At 72.6% G+C, this 20,060-nt stretch carries 2 protein-coding genes; both read right to left on the minus strand.

Annotation, left to right across the window (positions count from 1 at the left end; all coding sequences use genetic code 11):
• Positions 1 to 4: 4 nt before the first annotated feature.
• Positions 5 to 10,369 (minus strand): type I polyketide synthase, encoded by a 10,365-nt coding sequence (locus J8403_RS02990; RefSeq protein ID WP_211121715.1) that lies wholly within the window; start codon positions 10,367 to 10,369, stop codon positions 5 to 7.
• A gap of 57 nt (positions 10,370 to 10,426) precedes the next feature.
• The gene (locus J8403_RS02995) at positions 10,427 to 20,044 is read right to left on the minus strand and encodes a type I polyketide synthase (protein ID WP_211121716.1); all 9,618 of its coding nucleotides are present in this window, start codon (positions 20,042 to 20,044) and stop codon (positions 10,427 to 10,429) included.
• Positions 20,045 to 20,060 lie beyond the last annotated feature (16 nt).

Genomic DNA, 20,060 nt, shown 5'->3' on the forward strand with positions numbered 1-20,060 from the left:
CGGTTCAGGACAGCCCGAGCTCGTTGTCGATGAAGTCGAACAGCTCGTCGTTGGAGGACGATCCGATCCGTTCGGCCACCTCCGCGGTGGCGTCGGCGTCATCGGAAGCCTCGCCCAGCTTCTCCAGGAGCTCCTTCAGCCGCTCGGCCACCTTCGTACGGGTCTCACCGTCGTCCATCACGCTGGAGAGCAGGGGCCCCAGCTTGTCCAGCTCGGCGAAGACCATGGGCTCCCCCGTGCCGCCGTCCGGCAGAAGCTCCTCCCGCAGGTGCTCCACCAGCGCCGTGGGGGTCGGGTGGTCGAAGACCAGCACGGCCGACAGCCGCAGCCCGGTCTCCGCGTTGAGCCGGTTGCGCAGCTCCACCGTGGTCAGCGAGTCGAAGCCCATGTCCTTGAAGGCCATGTCGGGCTCGACCGACTCCGGCGAGCCATGGCCGAGGACCGTCGCCACCTGCACCCGCACCAGGTCCAGCAGGGCCCGGTACTGGTCGGCCGCGGAGAGACCGGCCAGGCGGTCCCGCAGCGATCCGGTGCCGGTCTGCGCGGTCTCCGCCGCCGTGACCCGGCGCCGGGGGACTCGCACCAGGCCGCGCAGCAGGGCGGGTACGTCACCGGTGCGGGCCTGGACGCGCAGGGCGGCGAGGTCCACATGGGTCGGCACGAGCACGGTCTCATCGGTGCCGAGCGCGTCGTCGAACAGCGCGAGGCCCTCTTCCGAGCTGAGCGCGTTCAGCCCGGCCCGCGCGATGCGCTGGAGGTCCGCCTCGCCGAGCTCCCCGGTCATCTCGCTGCGCTGCTCCCACATGCCCCAGGCCAGGGAGACCGCGGGCAGGCCGAGCGCGCGGCGCTGGTGCGCCAGGGCGTCCAGGAAGGCGTTCGCCGCGGCGTAGTTGGCCTGGCCGCCACCACCGAAGTTGGAGGAGGCCGAGGAGAACACCACGAAGGCGGAGAGGTCGAGGCCGCGGGTCAGCTCGTGCAGGTGCAGCGCCGCGTCCACCTTCGGACGCAACACCTTGTCCACCCGCTCCGGCGTCAGCGACTCCACCACACCGTCATCCAGCACACCCGCCGCATGCACCACCGCGGACAGCGGATGCTCCGAACCGATCCCCGCCAGCAGACTCTCCACCGACGCCCGATCGGCCACATCACAGGCCACGGCCCGCGCCTGCGCACCGAGCCCGGCCAGCTCCGCCACCAACTCCGCCGCACCCGGCGCCTCCGCGCCACGACGACTCGTCAGCACCAGAGACCGCACACCGTGCTCCACCACCAGATGGCGGGCCAACAGCGCGCCCAGACCACCCGTACCACCCGTGATCAGCACCGTGCCACGGCCGTCGAACGGCGTGGTCTCCGGCTCGGGCCGGTCCTCGGCCGGGGCCACCCGGGCGAGGCGCGCCGCGAGCACCCGGCCGTCGCGCACGGCCACCTGCGGCTCCCCGGCGGTCAGCGCCGTCCGCAGCACCGAGGACACCTCGCCGTGCTCCTGCGAGTCCAGGTCCACCAGGAGGAACTTCCCGGGGTGCTCGGTCTGCGCGGAGCGCAGCAGGCCCCATACGGCGGCCTCGGCCGGGGTGCGCACCTCCTCGGAGGACTGGGCACCCATCGCGCCGCGGGTAACGAACACCAGGTAGGAGTCGTCGAACCGGTCGTCGGTGACCCAGGTCCGCACCAGCTCCAGCGCGCGGTAGGTGGCGCCGCGCACCCGTCCCGCCAGGTCCGCGCCGTCGTCGATGCCGACCGCCTCCGCGGCACCCGCCACCATGACGACGTCCGGCGCCGTGGCCCCGGAGTCGATCGCCTCGCGCAGCGCGGCCAGATCCGCGTACGACGCCACGTCGGCACCCTCGGCCGCGAAACTGGAGAGCACCCCCACCTCGTCGGTGCCCAGTACGGCCCAGGTGCCTTCGGAGGCGGGGGCCGGAGCGCCGACGGGGACGGGGGTCCAGTCCAGCCGGAAGAGCGAGTCATGCCCGGCCGCCGGGGAACCGGCCGACTGGATCTGACCCTCCGCGACCAGCCGCATCACCAGGGAGTCGGCGGTGGCCACGGCGCGGCCGCTGGTGTCGGCCACGGTGAGGCCGATCGAGTCGGGCCCCAGCGAGCTGAGGCGCACCCTCAGTTCCGAGGCGCCCGTGGCGCGCAGCGACACGCCGGTCCAGGAGAACGGGAGCCTGGCGAGGCCCGCCTCCTCCTGGGGGACGAACATGACGGCCTGAATCGCCGCGTCCAGCAGGGCGGGGTGCAGTCCGAACTTCCCGGCGTCCGAGGCGTTCTCCTCCGGCAGGCGCACCTCGGCGAAGACCTCGTCGCCACGGATCCACACCGACCGCAGCCCCTGGAAGACCGGGCCGTAGGCGAAGCCACCCGCCGCCATCCGGTCGTAGACGTCCTCGATGCCGATCCGCTCCGCGCCCTCCGGGGGCCATACGGCGAGGTCGGCCGGCCCGGTCCCGTCCGGCGCGCCGCTCTGGACCAGCAGGCCGGAGGCGTGCTGGACCCACGGCTGCTCCATGGTGGGGTCTTCCGGCCGGGAGTACACGTTCAGCGTGCGCGCACCGTTCTCGTCCGGTCCGCCCACCGCCAGTTGGAGGTGCACCGCGCCGCGCTCGGGCAGCGGCAGCGGCGCGGTGAGGGTCAGCTCCTCGACCCGGTCGCATCCCACCTGGTCGGCGGCGTGCAGGGCCAGTTCGAGGAAGGCGGTGCCGGGCAGCAGGATCGTGTCCTGGACCATGTGGTCGACCAGCCACGGATGCGTCTGCGGCGACAGGCGGCCGGTAAACAGGAAGCCGTCCGCGTCGGGCAGTTCGACGGCGGCGCCCAGCAGCGGATGCGTCGGCGGGACGAGCCCCACCGCGGTGACATCGCTGGCGAACGACGACAGTGCCTCCAGCCAGTAGCGCTCCCGCTGGAAGGCGTAGGTGGGCAGCTCGACCGTCCGCGCGCCGCGTCCGGCGAAGACCCGTTCCCAGTCCACTCCGACGCCGCCCACGTGGAGCTCGGCCAGCGCCGTCGTCAGCGCCCGCGTCTCGGGGCGGTCCTTGCGCAGCACCGGCACCAGGACCGGCTCGGTGGTCGCCTCGGGCCGCTCCGCCACGCAGTCCCGCGCCATCGCGGTGAGCACGCCATCGGGACCGACCTCGACGAACCTGGACACGCCCTGGGCCTCGAGCGCCCGCACGCCGTCCGCGAACCGCACGGCCTCGCGCACATGCCGCACCCAGTAGTCCGGCGAGCACACCTCGTCCGTGTCGGCCGGCTGCCCCGTCACATTGGAGATCAGGGCGATGGCGGGCCGGGCGAACGACAGCTCTTCGACGACCTTGCGGAAGTCGCCGAGCATGGCGTCCATGCGGGGCGAGTGGAAGGCGTGGCTGACCCGCAGGCGGCGGGTCTTACGGCCCTGCTCCGACCACTGTCCGGCGATGTCCATCGCGGGCGCTTCGTCGCCCGCGATGACCACGGCGGTCGGGCCGTTGACGGCGGCGATGCTCACCTCGGCCTCACGACCGGCCAGCGACGGAGCGACCTCCTCCTCCGACGCCTCGATGGCCACCATCGCGCCACCCTCGGGAAGGGCCTGCATCAGACGGCCGCGCGCGGCCACCAGCGTGCAGGCGTCCTCCAGCGAGAACACCCCCGCCACATGCGCGGCCGCGATCTCGCCGATGGAGTGACCGATCACCACATCCGGGGTGATGCCCCACGCCGACAGCAGCCGGAACAACGCCACCTCGACCGCGAACAACGCGGGCTGGGTGAACGCCGTCTGATCCAGCAGCCCGGCGTCCGCGCTCCCCTCCGCCGCGAACACCACGTCCCGCAGCGGACGGTCGAGCAGACCGTCCAGATGCGCGCACACCTCGTCCCAGGCGTCGGCGAACACCGGGAAGGTGTCGTACAGTTCCCGGCCCATGCCCAGGCGCTGCGCGCCCTGGCCCGAGAACAGGAACGCCGTCTTGCCGGCCGCCCCCGCCACGCCGCGTACGACGCCGGGCTCGGTCTCGCCCTTCGCGAGGGCCTCGAGGCCACGCAGCATGTCCGCGCGGTCCTCGCCGACCACGGCGGCCCGGTGGTCGAAGAGCGATCGGGCCGTCGCCAAGGAATAGCCGACGTCCACAGCGGGCATGGACTCTTCGGTGGCGGTGGCGAGTTGGGCACGCAGCCGTTCGGCCTGGCCGCGGAGGGCGGCGTCGGTCCGGCCGGACAGGATCCACGGCACCGGGGCCGCGGTGGAGCCCGGGGTCTCCGCTGCCCGCGGCGCCTGCGGCTCGTCGTCGGCCGGGGCCTGCTCGATGATGGTGTGCGCGTTGGTACCGCTCACGCCGAAGGCGGACACCGCCGCCCTGCGCGGGTGGTTCCGCTCCGGCCAGGGCATCGCCTCGGTCAGCAGCTCGAGGTCGCCCGCCGACCAGTCCACATGCGGCGACACCTCGTCCACGTGCAACGTCTTGGGCAGGGTGCCCTCGCGCATGGCCATCACCATCTTGATGACCCCGGCGACACCGGCGGCGGCCTGCGTATGACCGATGTTCGACTTGATGGCACCCAGCAGCAACGGCTCGCCTTCGGGACGTCCCTGTCCGTAGGTGGCCAGCAGCGCCTGCGCCTCGATCGGGTCGCCGAGGGGAGTGCCGGTGCCATGGGCCTCGACCACGTCCACATCGGCGGAGACCAGCCGGGCACTGGCCAGCGTCTGCTCGATGAGCCGCTGCTGGGACGGGCCGTTGGGCGCCGTCAGACCGTTGGAGGCGCCGTCCTGGTTGATGGACGAGCCCCGGATGACGGCCAGCACCTTGTGGCCGTTGCGCTGCGCGTCCGACAGCCGCTCCACCAGGAGCATGCCCACGCCCTCGGACCAGCCGGTGCCGTCGGCATCCGCCGAGAACGCCTTGCACCGCCCGTCGAACGACAGCACGCGCTGGGCGCTGAACTCGATGAACGTACCCGGGGTGGCCATGATGGTCACACCACCGGCCAGCGCCACGGAGGCCTCGCCCTGGCGCAGCGACTGGCAGGCCAGGTGCAGGGCGACCAGGGACGAGGAACACGCGGTGTCCACCGTCACGGCCGGGCCCTCGAAGCCGAAGGTGTAGGAGATGCGGCCGGACGAGACGCTGGGGGCGCTGCCGAGTCCGAGATAGCCCTCCACTCCTTCGGTGTCGCTCAGGATGCGCGAACCGTAGTCGTGGTAGTTGGAGCCGACGAAGACTCCGGTCTGGCTGCCGCGCAGCGCCACGGGGTCGATACCGGCACGCTCGAACGCCTCCCAGGACGTCTCGAGCAGCAGCCGCTGCTGCGGGTCGATCGCCATCGCCTCACGCGGCGAGATCCCGAAGAACGAGGGGTCGAAGTGGCCCACCTCGTCGAGGAAGCCGCCGGCCTGGACGTAGCTGGTGCCGGACTTCTCGGGGTCCGGGTCGTAGAGACCGTCGATGTCCCAGCCGCGGTCGTCGGGGAACCCGGAGATCACGTCCCCCTCGGCCATCAGCAGCTCCCACAGCTCCTCGGGGCTGCGCACCCCGCCGGGGAACCGGCAGCTCATGCCGATGATGGCGATCGGCTCATCGGTGGCAATGGGCCTGTCGAGCCCGTCCGACCCCTTGGCCGCGGCGGCGGGGCCGCCCTCGGTGACCGGCTGGTCGCCGAACATCTCCGTGTACAGGTACCGGGCCAGAACCGTGGCGGTCGGGTAGTCGAAGACACAGGTGACCGGCAGTCGGAGGCCGGTGACCACGCCGAGGCGGTTGCGCAGCTCGACGGCGGTCAGCGAGTCGAAGCCGAGGTCACGGAAGGCACGCTCGGCCTCCACCGCGTCCGCGCTGTCGTAACCGAGGACGTCGGCGGCCTGGTTGCGCACCAGCTCCAGGAGGAGCTTGGGCTGCTCGGCGGGGGACAGCTTCGCCATCTCCCGGCGCAGCTCGGAAACGGCGTCGTCGCCGTCGCCGGTGTCCGCGCCGGCGGCGGCAGCGGGGCGGTTCAGCTCGGGCAGCTCACGGAACAGCGCGCTCGGACGTGAACCGACGAACTCCGGCTGGAAGCGATCCCAGTCGATCTCGGCGATGACCATGAAGGCCTCGTCCAGCTCAAGGGCCTGCTGCATACCGGAGATCGCCAGCTCGGGCACCATTCCGACCATGCCGGAACGGTCCATCCGCTCGCCGACCTCACCGGATCCGAGGCCGCCTCCGGCCCAGGCACCCCAGGCGATGGACGTGGCCGCAAGGCCGTCCGCACGCCGCTGCAACGCCAGCGCGTCGAGGTAGGCGTTACCCGCCGCGTAGCTGCCCTGACCCGGACCGCCCAGCGTGCCCGCACCGGAGGAGAACAGCACGAAGGCGGAGAGGTCCATCCCGGCGGTCAGCTCATGCAGGTTCCGCGTGGCGTCCACCTTCGGGCGCAGCACCCCGGCCGCCCGGCGTACCGTGAGGGCGTCCACGACACCGTCGTCCAGCACACCGGCCGTATGCACCACGGCGGTCAGCGGGAACTCCTGCGGGATCGCGTCCAGCACCGCGGCCAGCGCCGCACGGTCCGCGGCGTCACACGCCGCCACCGTCACCCGGGCACCGAGACCTTCCAGCTCCGCCTTCAACTCGGCGGCGCCCTCGGCCTCCATACCACTGCGGCTCGTCAGGACGAGGTGCTCGGCCCCCGTACGCGCCAGCCAGCGGGCCACATGGCCACCCAGCGCACCCGTACCACCGGTCACCAGCGCCGTACCACGGCCCTGCCAGGAGCCCCGGTTCTCCGCGTCGTCAGCCGCCGTGGCCCGCACCATGCGCTTGGCGAACACACCGGAGCCGCGCACCGCGACCTGGTCCTCGCCCTCCGTCCCCGCCAGCACTCCGGCCAGCCGGGCCACCGCACGGGCGTCCATGGTCTCGGGCAGATCGACCGCGCCGCCCCAGCGCTGGGGGTACTCGACCCCCACGATCCGACCGAGGCCCCACACCATCGCCTGCACCGGGCTCACCAGCCGGTCGGAGCGCCCCACCGACACCGCACCCCGGGTGCCACACCACAGCGGGGCCACCACCCCGGCGTCGCCCAGCCCCTGGACCAGTGCCACCATCGCCGCCAGCCCGGCCGGGACCACACCGAACGTCGCATGTCCCGACTCGTCCAGCCCGAGCAGCGAGAACACACCCGTCACGCCCGAGGGCTCCACCCCGGCCTCGTCAAGCGCCGCGCGCAGCCGCTCCGCGACGGACCAACGGTCGTTGCCCTTTTCCTCCAGCACCACCCGGACGATGTCGGCGCCGCTCGTCTCCAGGCCGTTCACCGTGGCGGCCACGAGAGCGTCATCGGCGTGCGACGCGGGAAGGACGACCACCCACGTGCCCGACAGGGCCGCCTCGGTGGCGGCCGCCAGCGGCTTCCAGACCACCTTGTAGCGCCAGCTGTCCACCGTGTTCTGCTCGCGCCGCTGACGGCGCCAGGACGACAGCGCCGGAAGCAACGCCGTCAACGACGACTGCTGCTCCTCGTCCTCCACCTCCAGGGTGCGGACCAGCGCCTCCAAATCCTCACGCTCCACCGCCTCCCAGAAGCGCGCGTCCACCGCGTCCGCGGCGAGACCGTCGGCGGTGGCCCGCAGCTCCGCGGCCGACACCTCCAGCCAGTACCGCTGGCGCCGGAAGGCGTAGGTCGGCAGCTCGACGCGGCGGGCGCCACGGCCCTCGAGCAGGGCGGTCCAGTCCACCGTGACGCCACGCACGAACACCTCGGCGGCGGAGGTCAGGAACCGCTCCAGACCACCCTCGTCGCGCCGCAGCGTGCCGACCACCACGGCCTGCGCCTCGGCGGCCTCCACCGTCTGCTGCACCGGAAGGGTGAGCACCGGGTGCGGGCTCGCCTCGATGAACACGGTGTGACCGTCATCCAGCAACGTGCGGGTGGTGGCTTCCAGTTCGACGGTCTGCCGCAGGTTGCGGTACCAGTACTCGGCGTCCAGACCGACGGTGTCCACCAGCTCACCGAGCACGGTCGAGTAGAACGGCACCTCGGAGGAACGCGGCTGGATGTCCGCCAGGACCTTCAGCAACTCCTCGTGGATCGCCTCCACATGAGCGGAGTGCGAGGCGTAGTCCACCGGAACCCGGCGAACACGGATCTCCTCGCTCTCCAGCTGCGCCACCATCTCATCCAGCGCACCCGGATCACCGGAGACCACGACCGAGCCGGGGCCGTTGACCGCCGCGACGGAAATTCCGCCGTCCCAGGCGGCAATCCGCTCCTTGACCTGGTCGACCGGAAGCCCGACCGACACCATGCCACCACGACCGGCCAGACCCGCCGCGATCGCCTGCGACCGCAACGCCACCACCTTGGCGGCATCTTCGAGCGACAGCGCACCGGCCACGCAGGCCGCGGCGATCTCGCCCTGGCTGTGCCCCATCACCGCGTCGGGCTCCACGCCGACCGAGCGCCACAACTTCGCCAGCGACACCATCACCGCGAACAGCACCGGCTGGACCACATCCACCCGGTCGAAACCGGGAGCACCCTCGGCACCACGCAGCACACCCGTCAACGACCAGTCCACATGAGCCGACAACGCCGACTCACACGCACCGATCGCCTCCGCGAACACCGGCGAACTCTCGAGCAGGTCCACCGCCATGCCCATCCACTGGGCACCCTGGCCGGGGAACACGAACACCGAACGGCCGGCGTCGCCGGTCCTCCCCCGCACCACTCCGTTGGACTCGGTGGCGTCCTCGGCGACCGCCTCCAGACGCTGGAGGAGTTCCTCACGGTCGGCCCCGGTCACCACGGCCCGGTGCTCGAACGCGGACCTGGTCGTGGCCAGTGAGAGAGCCACGTCCGCCATGCCCAACTCCGGGCGCTCCGTGAGGAACTCCCGCAGTCGTCCGGCCTGTGCCTGCAGAGCCTCCGCGCTACGGCCCGCCACGACCCACGCCACCGGGCCGTCGACGGCCTCGGCCTCGACGGCCTCGGCCGGCTCGGCTTCCGGAGCCTGCTCCAGGATGGTGTGCGCGTTGGTGCCGCTCATGCCGAACGAGGAGACGGCGGCGCGGCGCGGGCGGTCCCGGTCCGGCCACGGGGTCGACTCGTGCAGCAGGGAGACGGCGCCGCCGGTCCAGTCGATGTGCGGCGAGGGCTCGTCCGCGTGGAGCGTCTTCGGCAGCACGCCCTCGACCATGGCCATCACCATCTTGATGACGCCCGCGACACCGGCGGCGGCCTGCGTGTGGCCGATGTTGGACTTGATGCCGCCCAGCCAGAGCGGCTGGTCGGCGGGCCGGTCCTGGCCGTAGGTGGCCATCAGCGCCTGCGCCTCGATCGGGTCACCGAGGGTGGTGCCCGTACCGTGTGCCTCCACGGCGTCCACATCGGTGACCGACAGCCGGGCGCTGGTCAGCGCCTGCCGGATGACCCGCTGCTGCGATATGCCGTTGGGCGCCGTCAGACCGTTGGACGCGCCGTCCTGGTTGATCGCCGAACCCCGGACGATGGCCAGCACCTTGTGGCCGTTGCGCTGCGCGTCCGACAGCCGCTCCACGAGCAGCATGCCGACGCCCTCGCCCCAGCCGGTGCCGTCGGCCGCCGCTCCGAACGGCTTGCAGCGGCCGTCCGCCGCCAGGCCGCGCTGCCGGCTGAACTGGACGAACGCCGCCGGGGTGGACATCACCGTGATGCCACCGGCCAGCGCGAGCGTGCACTCGCGCTGGCGCAGTGCCTGGACGGCGAGGTGCAGGGCGACGAGGGACGACGAGCACGCCGTGTCCACGGAGAGCGCGGGGCCCTCGAGGCCCATGGTGTAGGAGATCCGGCCGGAGACGATGCTCGCCGCGTTGCCGGTGCCGGAGTGGCCCTCGACGTCCTCCGTGCTCTCGGCGGCGCCGAGCGTGAGCATGGAGTAGTCCTGGCCGTTGGTTCCGACGAACACGCCGGTCCGGCTGCCCCGCAGGGACATCGGGTCGATGCCCGCCCGCTCGAACGCCTCCCACGACGTCTCCAGCAGCAGCCGCTGCTGCGGGTCCATCGAGAGCGCCTCACGTGGCGAGATCCCGAAGAACGCCGGGTCGAACTGGTCGGCGTGCTCCAGGAAGCCGCCCTCGGTCGTATAGCTGGTGCCGGGACGGTCCGGGTCCTCGTCGTAGAGGGCGTCGATGTCCCAACCACGGTCCATGGGGAATTCCGAAATCGCGTCGGTGCCGTCCGCCACCAAGCGCCACAGGTCCTCCGGAGAGTTCACCCCTCCGGGGAACCGGCAGCTCATGGCGACGATCGCGATCGGTTCCTGGTCCGCTGACTCGGCCTCGAGCAGGCGCTGGCGAGTCTGCTGGAGATCCGCGGTCACCCGCTTGAGATAGTCGAGAAGCTTCTCTTCGTTCATTGTTATGTCACCCATGGAAGTAGTAAGGGACGACGCTCGGGAACCGACCGCGCCAGCTCAGGAGATCCCAAGCTCCTTGTCGATGAAGTCGAAGATCTCGTCCGACGTCGCCGACTGAATCTTGTCCGAAACCGCCTTCTTGCCGGAGTTGCCCGAATCCTGTTCCGCTTCTCCCCACTTGAGGAGGAGCGTCTGCAGACGCGTCGTGATCCTGGGCCGGTCCACGTCGTCGGCGGAGATCGTGGCCATCGCCGCTTCGATCCGGTCCAGCTCGCCGAGGATCGGTGCGGCCGCCGAGATCCCGTCCTGGACGACGTCGGTACGCAGCCGGCGGGCGAGCGCGACGGGCGTCGGGTGGTCGAAGACGATCGTCGCGGGCAGGCGCAGACCCGTCGCCGCGTCCAGCCGGTTGCGCAGTTCGACGGCGGTCAGCGAGTCGAAGCCGAGCTCGCGGAAGGCCCGCTGGGACTCGACCGACTCCACCGACGGGAAGCCCAGCACCATCGCCACCTGCGTGGTGACCAGGTCGAGCAGCGCTCGTTCCTGCTCCGCCTCCGACATTCCGGCGAGCCGCTCGCGCAGTTCGGAGCCACCGGTCTCGAACTGCGCCGCGCTGCCGGCGCCGATCGCGGCCTCCAGGATCCGGCGCGCCTCGGGCACCTCGTCCAGCAGCCGGCTGCCCCGGACGGCGACGTAGGAGGGTACGAAGCGCTCCCAGTCGAGGTCGGCGATGGCCAGGTGCGTCTCCTGCAGGTCGAGGGCCTGCTGGAGGGCCTTGACCGCCAGCTCCGGGGTCATCGGGGCCATACCGCCGCGCCGCAGCCGCTCCTCCAGCGCCCCGTCGACCGCCATGCCGCCCTCGGCCCACGGGCCCCAGGCGACCGAGGTGGCCGCCAGCCCCTGGGCCCGGCGCTGCTGCGCCAGGGCGTCGAGGTAGGCGTTGGCCGCCGCGTAACTGCCCTGCCCGGCGCCGCCGATGGCTCCGGCGAGCGAGGAGAACAGCACGAACGCGGACAGGTCGAGGCCCTCGGTCAGCTCGTGCAGGTTGCGGGCGCCGTCCACCTTGGGACGCAGCACCCCCGCGACCCGCTCCACCGACATCGAGTCCAGGACACCGTCGTCCAGGACACCCGCCGCGTGCACGACGGCGTTCAGCGGATACCGCTCCGGGATGGCGGCCAGTACGGCGGCCAGGGCGTCGCGGTCGGCGGCGTCACATGCCGCGATGGTCACCTCGGCGCCCGACGCGGTGAGTTCGTCGCGCAGTTCGGCGGCCCCCTCGGCCTCCAGACCACGGCGGCTGGTCAGCACCAGGTGCTCGGCGCCGGCGCGTGCCAGCCACCGGGCCACCTGACTGCCCACTCCCCCGGTGCCGCCGGTCACCAGCACCGAGCCCCGCGCGTGCCACGGCCGAGCCGTGGTCCGCGGGGCGGCGGCCCGTGCCAGACGCCGGGTGAACACACCGGAGGTGCGCACCGCCACCTGGTCCTCGAACTCGCCCGCGCCGCCGCCCAGCACACCGGCCAGCCGGTTCGCGGCCCGCTCGTCCAGCGTCTCCGGGAGGTCGACCAGACCGCCCCAGAGCCGGGGGTGTTCCAGACCGGCGACCCGGCCGAGGCCCCACATCTGCGCCTGGGCGGCGCTGCGCAGGGTGTCGGATCCGGTCACCGAGACGGCGCCTCGCGTGGCCACCCACAGCGGGGCCTCGACTCCGGCGTCCACGAGTGCCTGCAGGGCGAGAAGGTTCAGCGCCAGTCCTCGCGGCACGACCGCGTGGTCGGGGCTGGGGTTCTCGTCCAGGGCCAGCAGGGAGAGGACCCCGCCGACGGTCCCGTCCGCCGCGCCCTCGGCCGCCGTGCGCAACCGCTCGGCGACCGCCGCGCGGTCGAGGTCCACGGCGCCGTCGAGCACGATCCGCGCCACCTGCGCGCCCTGCCGTTCGAGCGTGTTCACCGCGGAGGTGACCAGCTCGTCGTCGGCGTGCGCGTCGGGAACCATGACCATCCAGGTCCCGGTCAGCGCCCGCTCCGAGAGCTCGGACACCGGGGTCCACGCGATCTCGTAGCGCCAGCCGTCGACCGTGGAGCGCTCACGGTGGCCCTTGCGGTAGGACGACAGGGCGGGCAGCACCTCGGTCAGCGAGGCGTTTCCGTCCACCTGCAGCGCGGTGGTCAGCGCCTCGAGGTCCGCACGCTCGACCGCGTCCCAGAACTGGGCGTCGACCGAGTCCACGGAGGCGGGGCCGGTGGAGGCATCGCTCTCGGGGTCCTCCAGCCAGTAGCGCTGCCGCTGGAACGCGTACGTCGGCAGTTCGACCCGCCGCACGTCCTGCCCGGCGAACAGGGCCTCCCAGTCGACGGTGGTGCCGTGGACGTGGAGTTCGGCGAGCGCCGTGGTCAGCGCCTGGGCCTCGGGGCGGTCCTTGCGCAGCACCGGCACGACGACCGCGGCCGATGCCTCCTCCGCCGTCAGGCACTCGCGCGCCATCGCCGAGAGCACGCCATCGGGGCCCACCTCCACGAAGGTGGTCACGCCCTGCGCCTCCAGTGCCCGTGCGCCGTCCGCAAACCGCACGGCCTCCCGCACATGCCGCACCCAGTACTCCGGCGAGCACACCTCATCGGCACCCGCCGACTTACCCGTCACGTTGGAGACCAGCGCGATGGCGGGCGGGGCGAACGACAGCCCCTCGACGACCTTGCGGAAGTCGCCGAGCATGGCGTCCATGCGGGGCGAGTGGAACGCGTGGCTGACCCGCAGGCGGCGGGTCTTACGGCCCTGCTCCGACCACTGTTCCGCGATCTCCAGCGCCGCTTCCTCGTCACCGGCGATGACCACGGCGGTCGGGCCGTTGACGGCGGCGATGCTCACCTCGGCCTCACGACCGGCCAGCGACGGAGCGACCTCCTCCTCCGACGCCTCGATGGCCACCATCGCGCCACCCTCGGGCAGCGCCTGCATCAGACGGCCGCGCGCGGCCACCAGCGTGCACGCGTCCTCCAGCGAGAAGACCCCCGCCACATGCGCGGCCGCGATCTCGCCGATGGAGTGACCGATCACCACATCCGGCGCCACACCCCACGCCGACAGCAGCCGGAACAACGCCACCTCGACCGCGAACAACGCGGGCTGGGTGAACGCCGTCTGATCCAGCAGCCCGGCGTCCGCACTGCCCTCCGCCGCGAACATCACATCCTTCAGCGGACGGTCCAGCAGCACGTCCAGGTGCGCGCACACCTCGTCCAGGGCAAGGGCGAACACCGGGAAGGTGTCGTACAGCTCCCGGCCCATGCCCAGGCGCTGCGCGCCCTGGCCCGAGAACAGGAACGCCGTGATTCCCGTGGGAGTGGCGACCGAGCGCACGACCCCGGGGGTCTCCTCGCCGGTGGCGACGGCTTCGAGTCCGCGCAGCAGCTCCGCGCGGTCCGTGCCCGTCAGCACGGCACGGTGTTCGAACACCGACCGGGTGGCGACCAGGGAGTAGCCCACGTCCTTCAGGCTCAGCTCCGGCCGTGCGGTCAGATGCGCCCGCAGCCGCCGCGCCTGGGCGCGCAGCCCGTCCGCGCTCCGGGCGGACAGCGTCCAGGGAGCCGCGCCACGGTCGTCGGGAGCCGTCGCCTCGGCCGGGCGCTCGTCCTCGGCGTCCGTCGGGGCCTGCTCGATGATGGTGTGCACATTGGTGCCGCTGACGCCGAACGCGGAGACACCGGCCCGGCGCGGCTGCCCCGTCTGAGGCCACGCGGTGGCCTCGGTCAGCAGGCGCACCTCGCCCGCCGACCAGTCCACCTGCGGCGACGGCTCGTCCACGTGCAGCGTCTTCGGCAGCACACCGTGCCGCATCGCCATGACCATCTTGATGACACCGGCGAGTCCGGACGCGGCCTGGGTGTGTCCGATGTTGGACTTCAGCGCGCCCAGCCACAGCGGGCGGCCCTCCGGCCGTTCCTTGCCGTAGGTGGCCAGCAGCGCCTGCGCCTCGATCGGGTCACCCAGCGAGGTACCCGTGCCGTGCGCCTCCACCGCGTCCACCTCGGCGGCCGACACTCCGGCGCTGGCCAGCGCCTGACGGATCACCCGCTGCTGGGACGGGCCGTTCGGCGCCGTCAGACCGTTGGACGCACCGTCCTGGTTCACGGCGGAGCCGCGCACGATGCCCAGCACCTGGTGACCGTTGCGCCGGGCGTCCGAAAGGCGCTCCACGAGCAGCACGTTGGCGCCCTCGGACCAGCCGGTACCGTCCGCCGCGGCCGAGAAGGGCTTGCAGCGGCCGTCGGGCGCGAGTCCGCCCTGCCGGCTGAACTCGACGAACGCCATCGGGGTCGCCATCACCGTCACGCCGCCGACCAGCGCCATGGAGCATTCGCCCTGGCGCAGCGACTGGCAGGCCAGATGCAGGGCCACCAGTGACGACGAGCAGGCCGTGTCCACCGTGACGGCGGGGCCTTCCAGGCCGTAGGTGTAGGCGAGGCGGCCGGAGACGACGCTGCCGGCGTTGCCCGTCAGCAGATGGCCCTCGACGTCCTCGGGCACCGTCGTCAGGTTGGTGCCGTATCCGGAGCCCGAGAAGCCGACGAACACACCGACCTGGCTGCCCCGCACGGACGTGGGGTTGATGCCCGCCCGCTCGAACGCCTCCCAGGAGGTCTCCAGCAGCAGCCGCTGCTGCGGGTCGGTCGCCAGCGCCTCACGGGGCGAGATCCCGAAGAAGCCGGGGTCGAACTCGCTGACGTCGTAGAGGAATCCGCCTTCACGGGCGTAGAACGTGCCCGGCCGGTCCGGGTCCGGGTCGTACATGCCCGACAGGTCCCAGCCGCGGTCGGACGGGAACGACGAGATGGCGTCGCCGCCGCCCTCGACCAACTGCCACAGGTCCTCCGGACTCCGCACCCCACCGGGGAAGCGGCAGCTCATGGAGACGATCGCGATGGGGTCGTCGTCCGCGCCGGCGACGGCGGAGCCACCGGACCCGGCGGTGAGTGCCGGGGACGATGCCCCGAGCACCTCGGTGCGCAGATGCGCCGCGAGCGTCGAGGCGCTGGGGTAGTCGAAGACCAGCGTGGCGGGAAGGCCGAGACCGGTCTCGGCGGCCAGCCGGTTGCGCAGGTCGACCGCGGTCAGCGAGTCGAAGCCCAGATCGCGGAAGGCCCGGTTCGGCTCGACCATCTCCGCGGAGGCGTAGCCCAGTACGGAGGCGGCGTGCTTGCGCACCAGATCGAGCAGCGCCCGGTCCCGCTCGCCCTCGGTGAGCGGCTTCAGCCGCTCACGCAGCTGCGCCCCGGCGGCGTCGGAGCTCTCGCCGTCGCCCCCCTTGGCCTCCAGCCGCTGGACCTCGTCGAGGTCGCTCAGGAACGGGCTGGGCCGGACCGCGGTGAACGAGGGGGCGAACCGCTCCCAGTCCACGTCCACGACCGTCACCACACCGTCGTCACCGGCCACCGCGCGTTCCAGAGCGGCGATCGCCAACTCGGGTGCCATCGCGGGCAGTCCGCGCCGCGCCAGCTGCTCCCCCGCGTCGTCCCGGGTCGCCATGCCGCCCTCGGCCCACGGGCCCCAGGAGACGGCGGTGCCGGCGAGGCCCCGCGCACGGCGCTGCTCCACCAGCGCGTCCAGGAAGGCGTTTCCGGAGCCGTAGACGCCCTGGCTGCCGCCGCCCCAGATACCGGAGATGGACGAGAAGACCACGAACGCGTCGAGCTCACGGTCGCCGAGCAGCTCATCCAGGTTGACGGCGCCCGCCACCTTGCCCGACACCACCCGCGCCGCGTCCGCGAGCTCCGTCTCCACCAGGGAGGACGCGATCGTGACACCCGCCGCGTGCACCACCCCGGTCAGCGGCAGGTGCTCGGGCACGGCGTCCAGGACGGCGGCGAGCGCGGCGCGGTCCGCCGCGTCGCACGCGGCCACCGTCACCTCGGCGCCCATGCCCTCCAGCTCCGCCTTCAACTCGGCGGCGCCTTGGGCCGCAAGACCGCGGCGGCTGGTCAGCACCAGGTGCTCGGCACCGCTACGGACCAGCCAGCGGGCCACCTGGCCGCCGAGCCCGCCCGTGCCACCGGTCACCAGCACCGTGCCGCGCGCCTGCCACGAGGTCCCCTCGTCGGCGGCCGCGGCCGAGCGCACCAGACGGCGTACGAAGGCACCGGAGCCGCGCACCGCGACCTGGTCCTCGCCGCCCTCGACGGACAGCACACCGGCCAGCCGCGCCGCACCGCGCTCGTCCAGCGACGCGGGCAGATCCACCAGACCGCCCCACAGCGGTGCCAGCTCCAGCCCGGCCACCCGGCCCAGCGCCCAGACCATCGCCTGCGTCGGGCTGGTGAGCCGGTCCGAACGCCCCACCGACACCGCGCCGCGCGTACCGCACCACAGCCGGGCCGGGAACTCGGCCCCGACCATGGCCCGCACCAGCACCAGGGTCAGCGCGTAGCCGCCCGACAGCGCCGGGTACCCCGGGCAGGGCTCCTCGTCCAGGGCCAGCAGCGACAGCACCCCACCCAGCTCGGGTGCGTCGGCGGCCACCTCACGCAGCCGCTCCGCGAGCACGTCCGCGTCGAGGTCGCGCTCGTCCACCAGGATCGAGACCACATCCGCGCCGTGCCGCTCGAGCCCGGCGACGACCTCCGAGACCAGCTCGTCCCCGGCGCGGGACGCCGGAACGACCACGGGCCACGTCCCCGACAGCGAGCCGTCGGCGATCTCGGCAAGCGGCTTCCACGACACCCGATAGCGCCAGCCGTCGATCGTGGACTGGTCACGGTTGTTGCGGTGGTACGCGGACAGGGCGGGCAGCACCGCGCTCAGCGGCGCCTCGCTGTCGACCGCCAATGTCCCGGCCAGCGACTCCAGGTCCTGGCGCTCCACCACCTCCCAGAACCGGGCGTCGACGGAGCCGGTGGCCTCGGCCGCGCTTCCGCCGGGCGGCAGGCCGAAGCCGTCGAGCCAGTAGCGTTCGCGCTGGAAGACGTAGGTCGGCAGCTCGACCCGGCGGCCTCCGCGGCCCTCCAGCGTGGTGGCCCAGTCGACCTTGGTGCCGCGCGCGAACACCTCGGCGGCGGAGGTCAGGAACCGCTCCAGGCCACCCTCGTCGCGCCGCAGCGTGCCGACGACCACGGCCTGGGCCTCGGCGGCCTCCACGGTCTGCTGCACCGGCAGGGTCAGCACGGGGTGCGGGCTCACCTCGATGAAGGTGGCGTGTCCCTTGCCGAGCAGGGTGCGGGTGGTGGCCTCCAGCTCGACGGTCTGCCGCAGGTTGCGGTACCAGTACTCGGCGTCCAGACCGACCGTGTCCACCAGCTCGCCGGTCACCGTCGAGTAGAACGGCACCTCGGAGGAGCGCGGCGCGATGTCCGCCAGGACCTTCAGCAGCTCCTCGCGGATCGCCTCCACGTGGGCGGAGTGCGAGGCGTAGTCCACCGGAACGCGGCGAACACGGATCTCCTCGCCCTCCAGCTGCGCCACCATCTCGTCCAGCGCACCCGGGTCACCCGAGACCACGACGGATCCCGGGCCGTTGACCGCGGCCACCGAGATCGCACCGTCCCAGGCGGCGATCCGCTCCTTGGCCTCGTCCGCGGACAGTCCGACCGACACCATGCCACCACGGCCCGCAAGGCCCGCGGCGATGGCCAGCGACCGCAACGCCACCACCTTGGCGGCGTCCTCCAGGGAGAGCGCGCCCGCGACGCAGGCCGCGGCGATCTCACCCTGGCTGTGGCCCATCACCGCGTCGGGCCGCACGCCCACCGAACGCCACAGCTTGGCCAGCGACACCATCACCGCGAACAGCACCGGCTGGACCACGTCCACCCGGTCGAAACCGGGAGCGCCCTCGGCGCCACGCAGGACCTCGGTCAGCGACCAGTCCACATGGGCCGACAGCGCCGTCTCGCACTCGCCGATCGCCTCGGCGAACACCGGCGAGCTCTCGAGCAGGTCCACCGCCATGCCCATCCACTGGGCACCCTGGCCGGGGAACACGAACACCGAGCGGCCACGGACATCGGCCACCCCGCGCGTCACACCCGAGGCGATCTCATCGCCGGCCAAGGCACCCAGCCGCGCGAGGAGTTCCTCACGGTCGGCGCCCGTCACCACGCCACGGTGTTCGAACACCGACCGCGACGACACCAGCGAGTACGCCACATCGGCCGCGCCCAGCTCCGGGCGCTCCGTCACGAACTCCCGCAGCCGGCCCGCCTGGGCCCGCAGGCCGGCCGGGCTACGGCCGGACACCACCCAGGCCACCGGGCCGTCGGTGACCTCGGCCTGGGCCTCCTCGGCCACCTCGGCCTCCGGAGCCTGCTCCAGGATCGCGTGCGCGTTCGTCCCGCTGATCCCGAACGAGGACACACCGGCCCGCCGGGGCTGCTCGGTCTCGGGCCAGGGAGTCGACTCGTTCAGCAGCCGGATGTCGCCCTCGGTCCAGTCCACCTGGCTGGAGGGCTCGTCCGCGTGGAGCGTCTTGGGCAGCATGCCGTTCCGCAGGGCCATCACCATCTTGATGACCCCGCCGACACCGGCGGCGGCCTGGGAGTGGCCGATGTTGGACTTCAGCGAGCCCAGCCACAGCGGCTTGTTCTCCGGCCGCTCCTTGCCGTAGGTGGCCATCAGGGCCTGCGCCTCGATGGGGTCACCCAGCGAGGTGCCCGTGCCGTGTGCCTCGACCGCGTCCACATCGGCCGGTGTCAGGCCCGCGTTCTTGAGCGCCTGGCGGATCACCCGGCGCTGCGAGGGCCCGTTGGGCGCCGTCAGACCGTTGGACGCACCGTCCTGGTTGATCGCCGAGCCGCGGATGACGGCCAGCACCGGGTGGCCGTTGCGCCGGGCGTCCGAGAGCCGCTCCAGGAGGAGCAGGCCCACACCCTCGGCCCAGCCCGTGCCGTCGGCGCCCGCGCCGAACGCCTTGCACCGGCCGTCGGGCGCGAGCCCGCCCTGCCGGCTGAACTCGACGAACATGCTGGGGGTGAACATGACGGCGACGCCGCCCGCCAGGGCCATCGAGCACTCCTCCTGGCGGAGCGCCTGGCAGGCCCAGTGCAGGGCGACCAGCGACGACGAGCACGCGGTGTCCACCGTCACGGCCGGGCCCTCGAGCCCCAGGGTGTAGGCCACCCGCCCGGACACCACGGAGGTGGCGTTGCCCGCGAGCAGCAGCCCCTCCACGTCTTCGGGCATCTCGCTCACTCCGGCGCCGTAGCCGGAGGGCGACGCGCCGACGAACACACCGGCCTGGCTGCCCCGGACCGACGCCGGGTCGATGCCGGCGCGCTCGAAGGCCTCCCAGGCGGTTTCCAGCAGCAGCCGCTGCTGGGGGTCGGTGGCGAGCGCCTCCCGTGGGCTCATGGAGAAGAAGCCGGGGTCGAAGTCGCCGGGGGCCTCCAGGAACCCGCCCTCGCGGACCGAGAAGGTACCGGACCGCTCCGAGTCCGGGTCGAAGAAGCCATCGACGTCCCAGCCTCGGTCAGGAGGGAACTCGCTGATGGCGTCGCCGCCCTCGGCGACCAGTCGCCACAGCTCCTCCGGCGTCTTCACACCGCCGGGGTACCGGCAGCTCATCGCCACAATGGCGATGGGCTCCCGGTCCCGCTCCTCCACCTGTCGAAGTTGCCGACGAGCCTGACGCAGGTCAGCCGTCACCTTCTTGAGGTAGTCAAGGAGTTTTTCGTCTTCCGCCACTATGCCCAGCCCCTTG

Origin of the sequence: Streptomyces yatensis, from assembly GCF_018069625.1 — a bacterium.
GTDB lineage: Bacteria > Actinomycetota > Actinomycetes > Streptomycetales > Streptomycetaceae > Streptomyces > Streptomyces yatensis.

Excerpts from the sequence above, each read along its gene's own strand:
- J8403_RS02990 (WP_211121715.1), bottom strand. The coding sequence starts at position 10,369 with ATGAACGAAGAGAAGCTTCTCGACTATCTCAAGCGGGTGACCGCGGAT.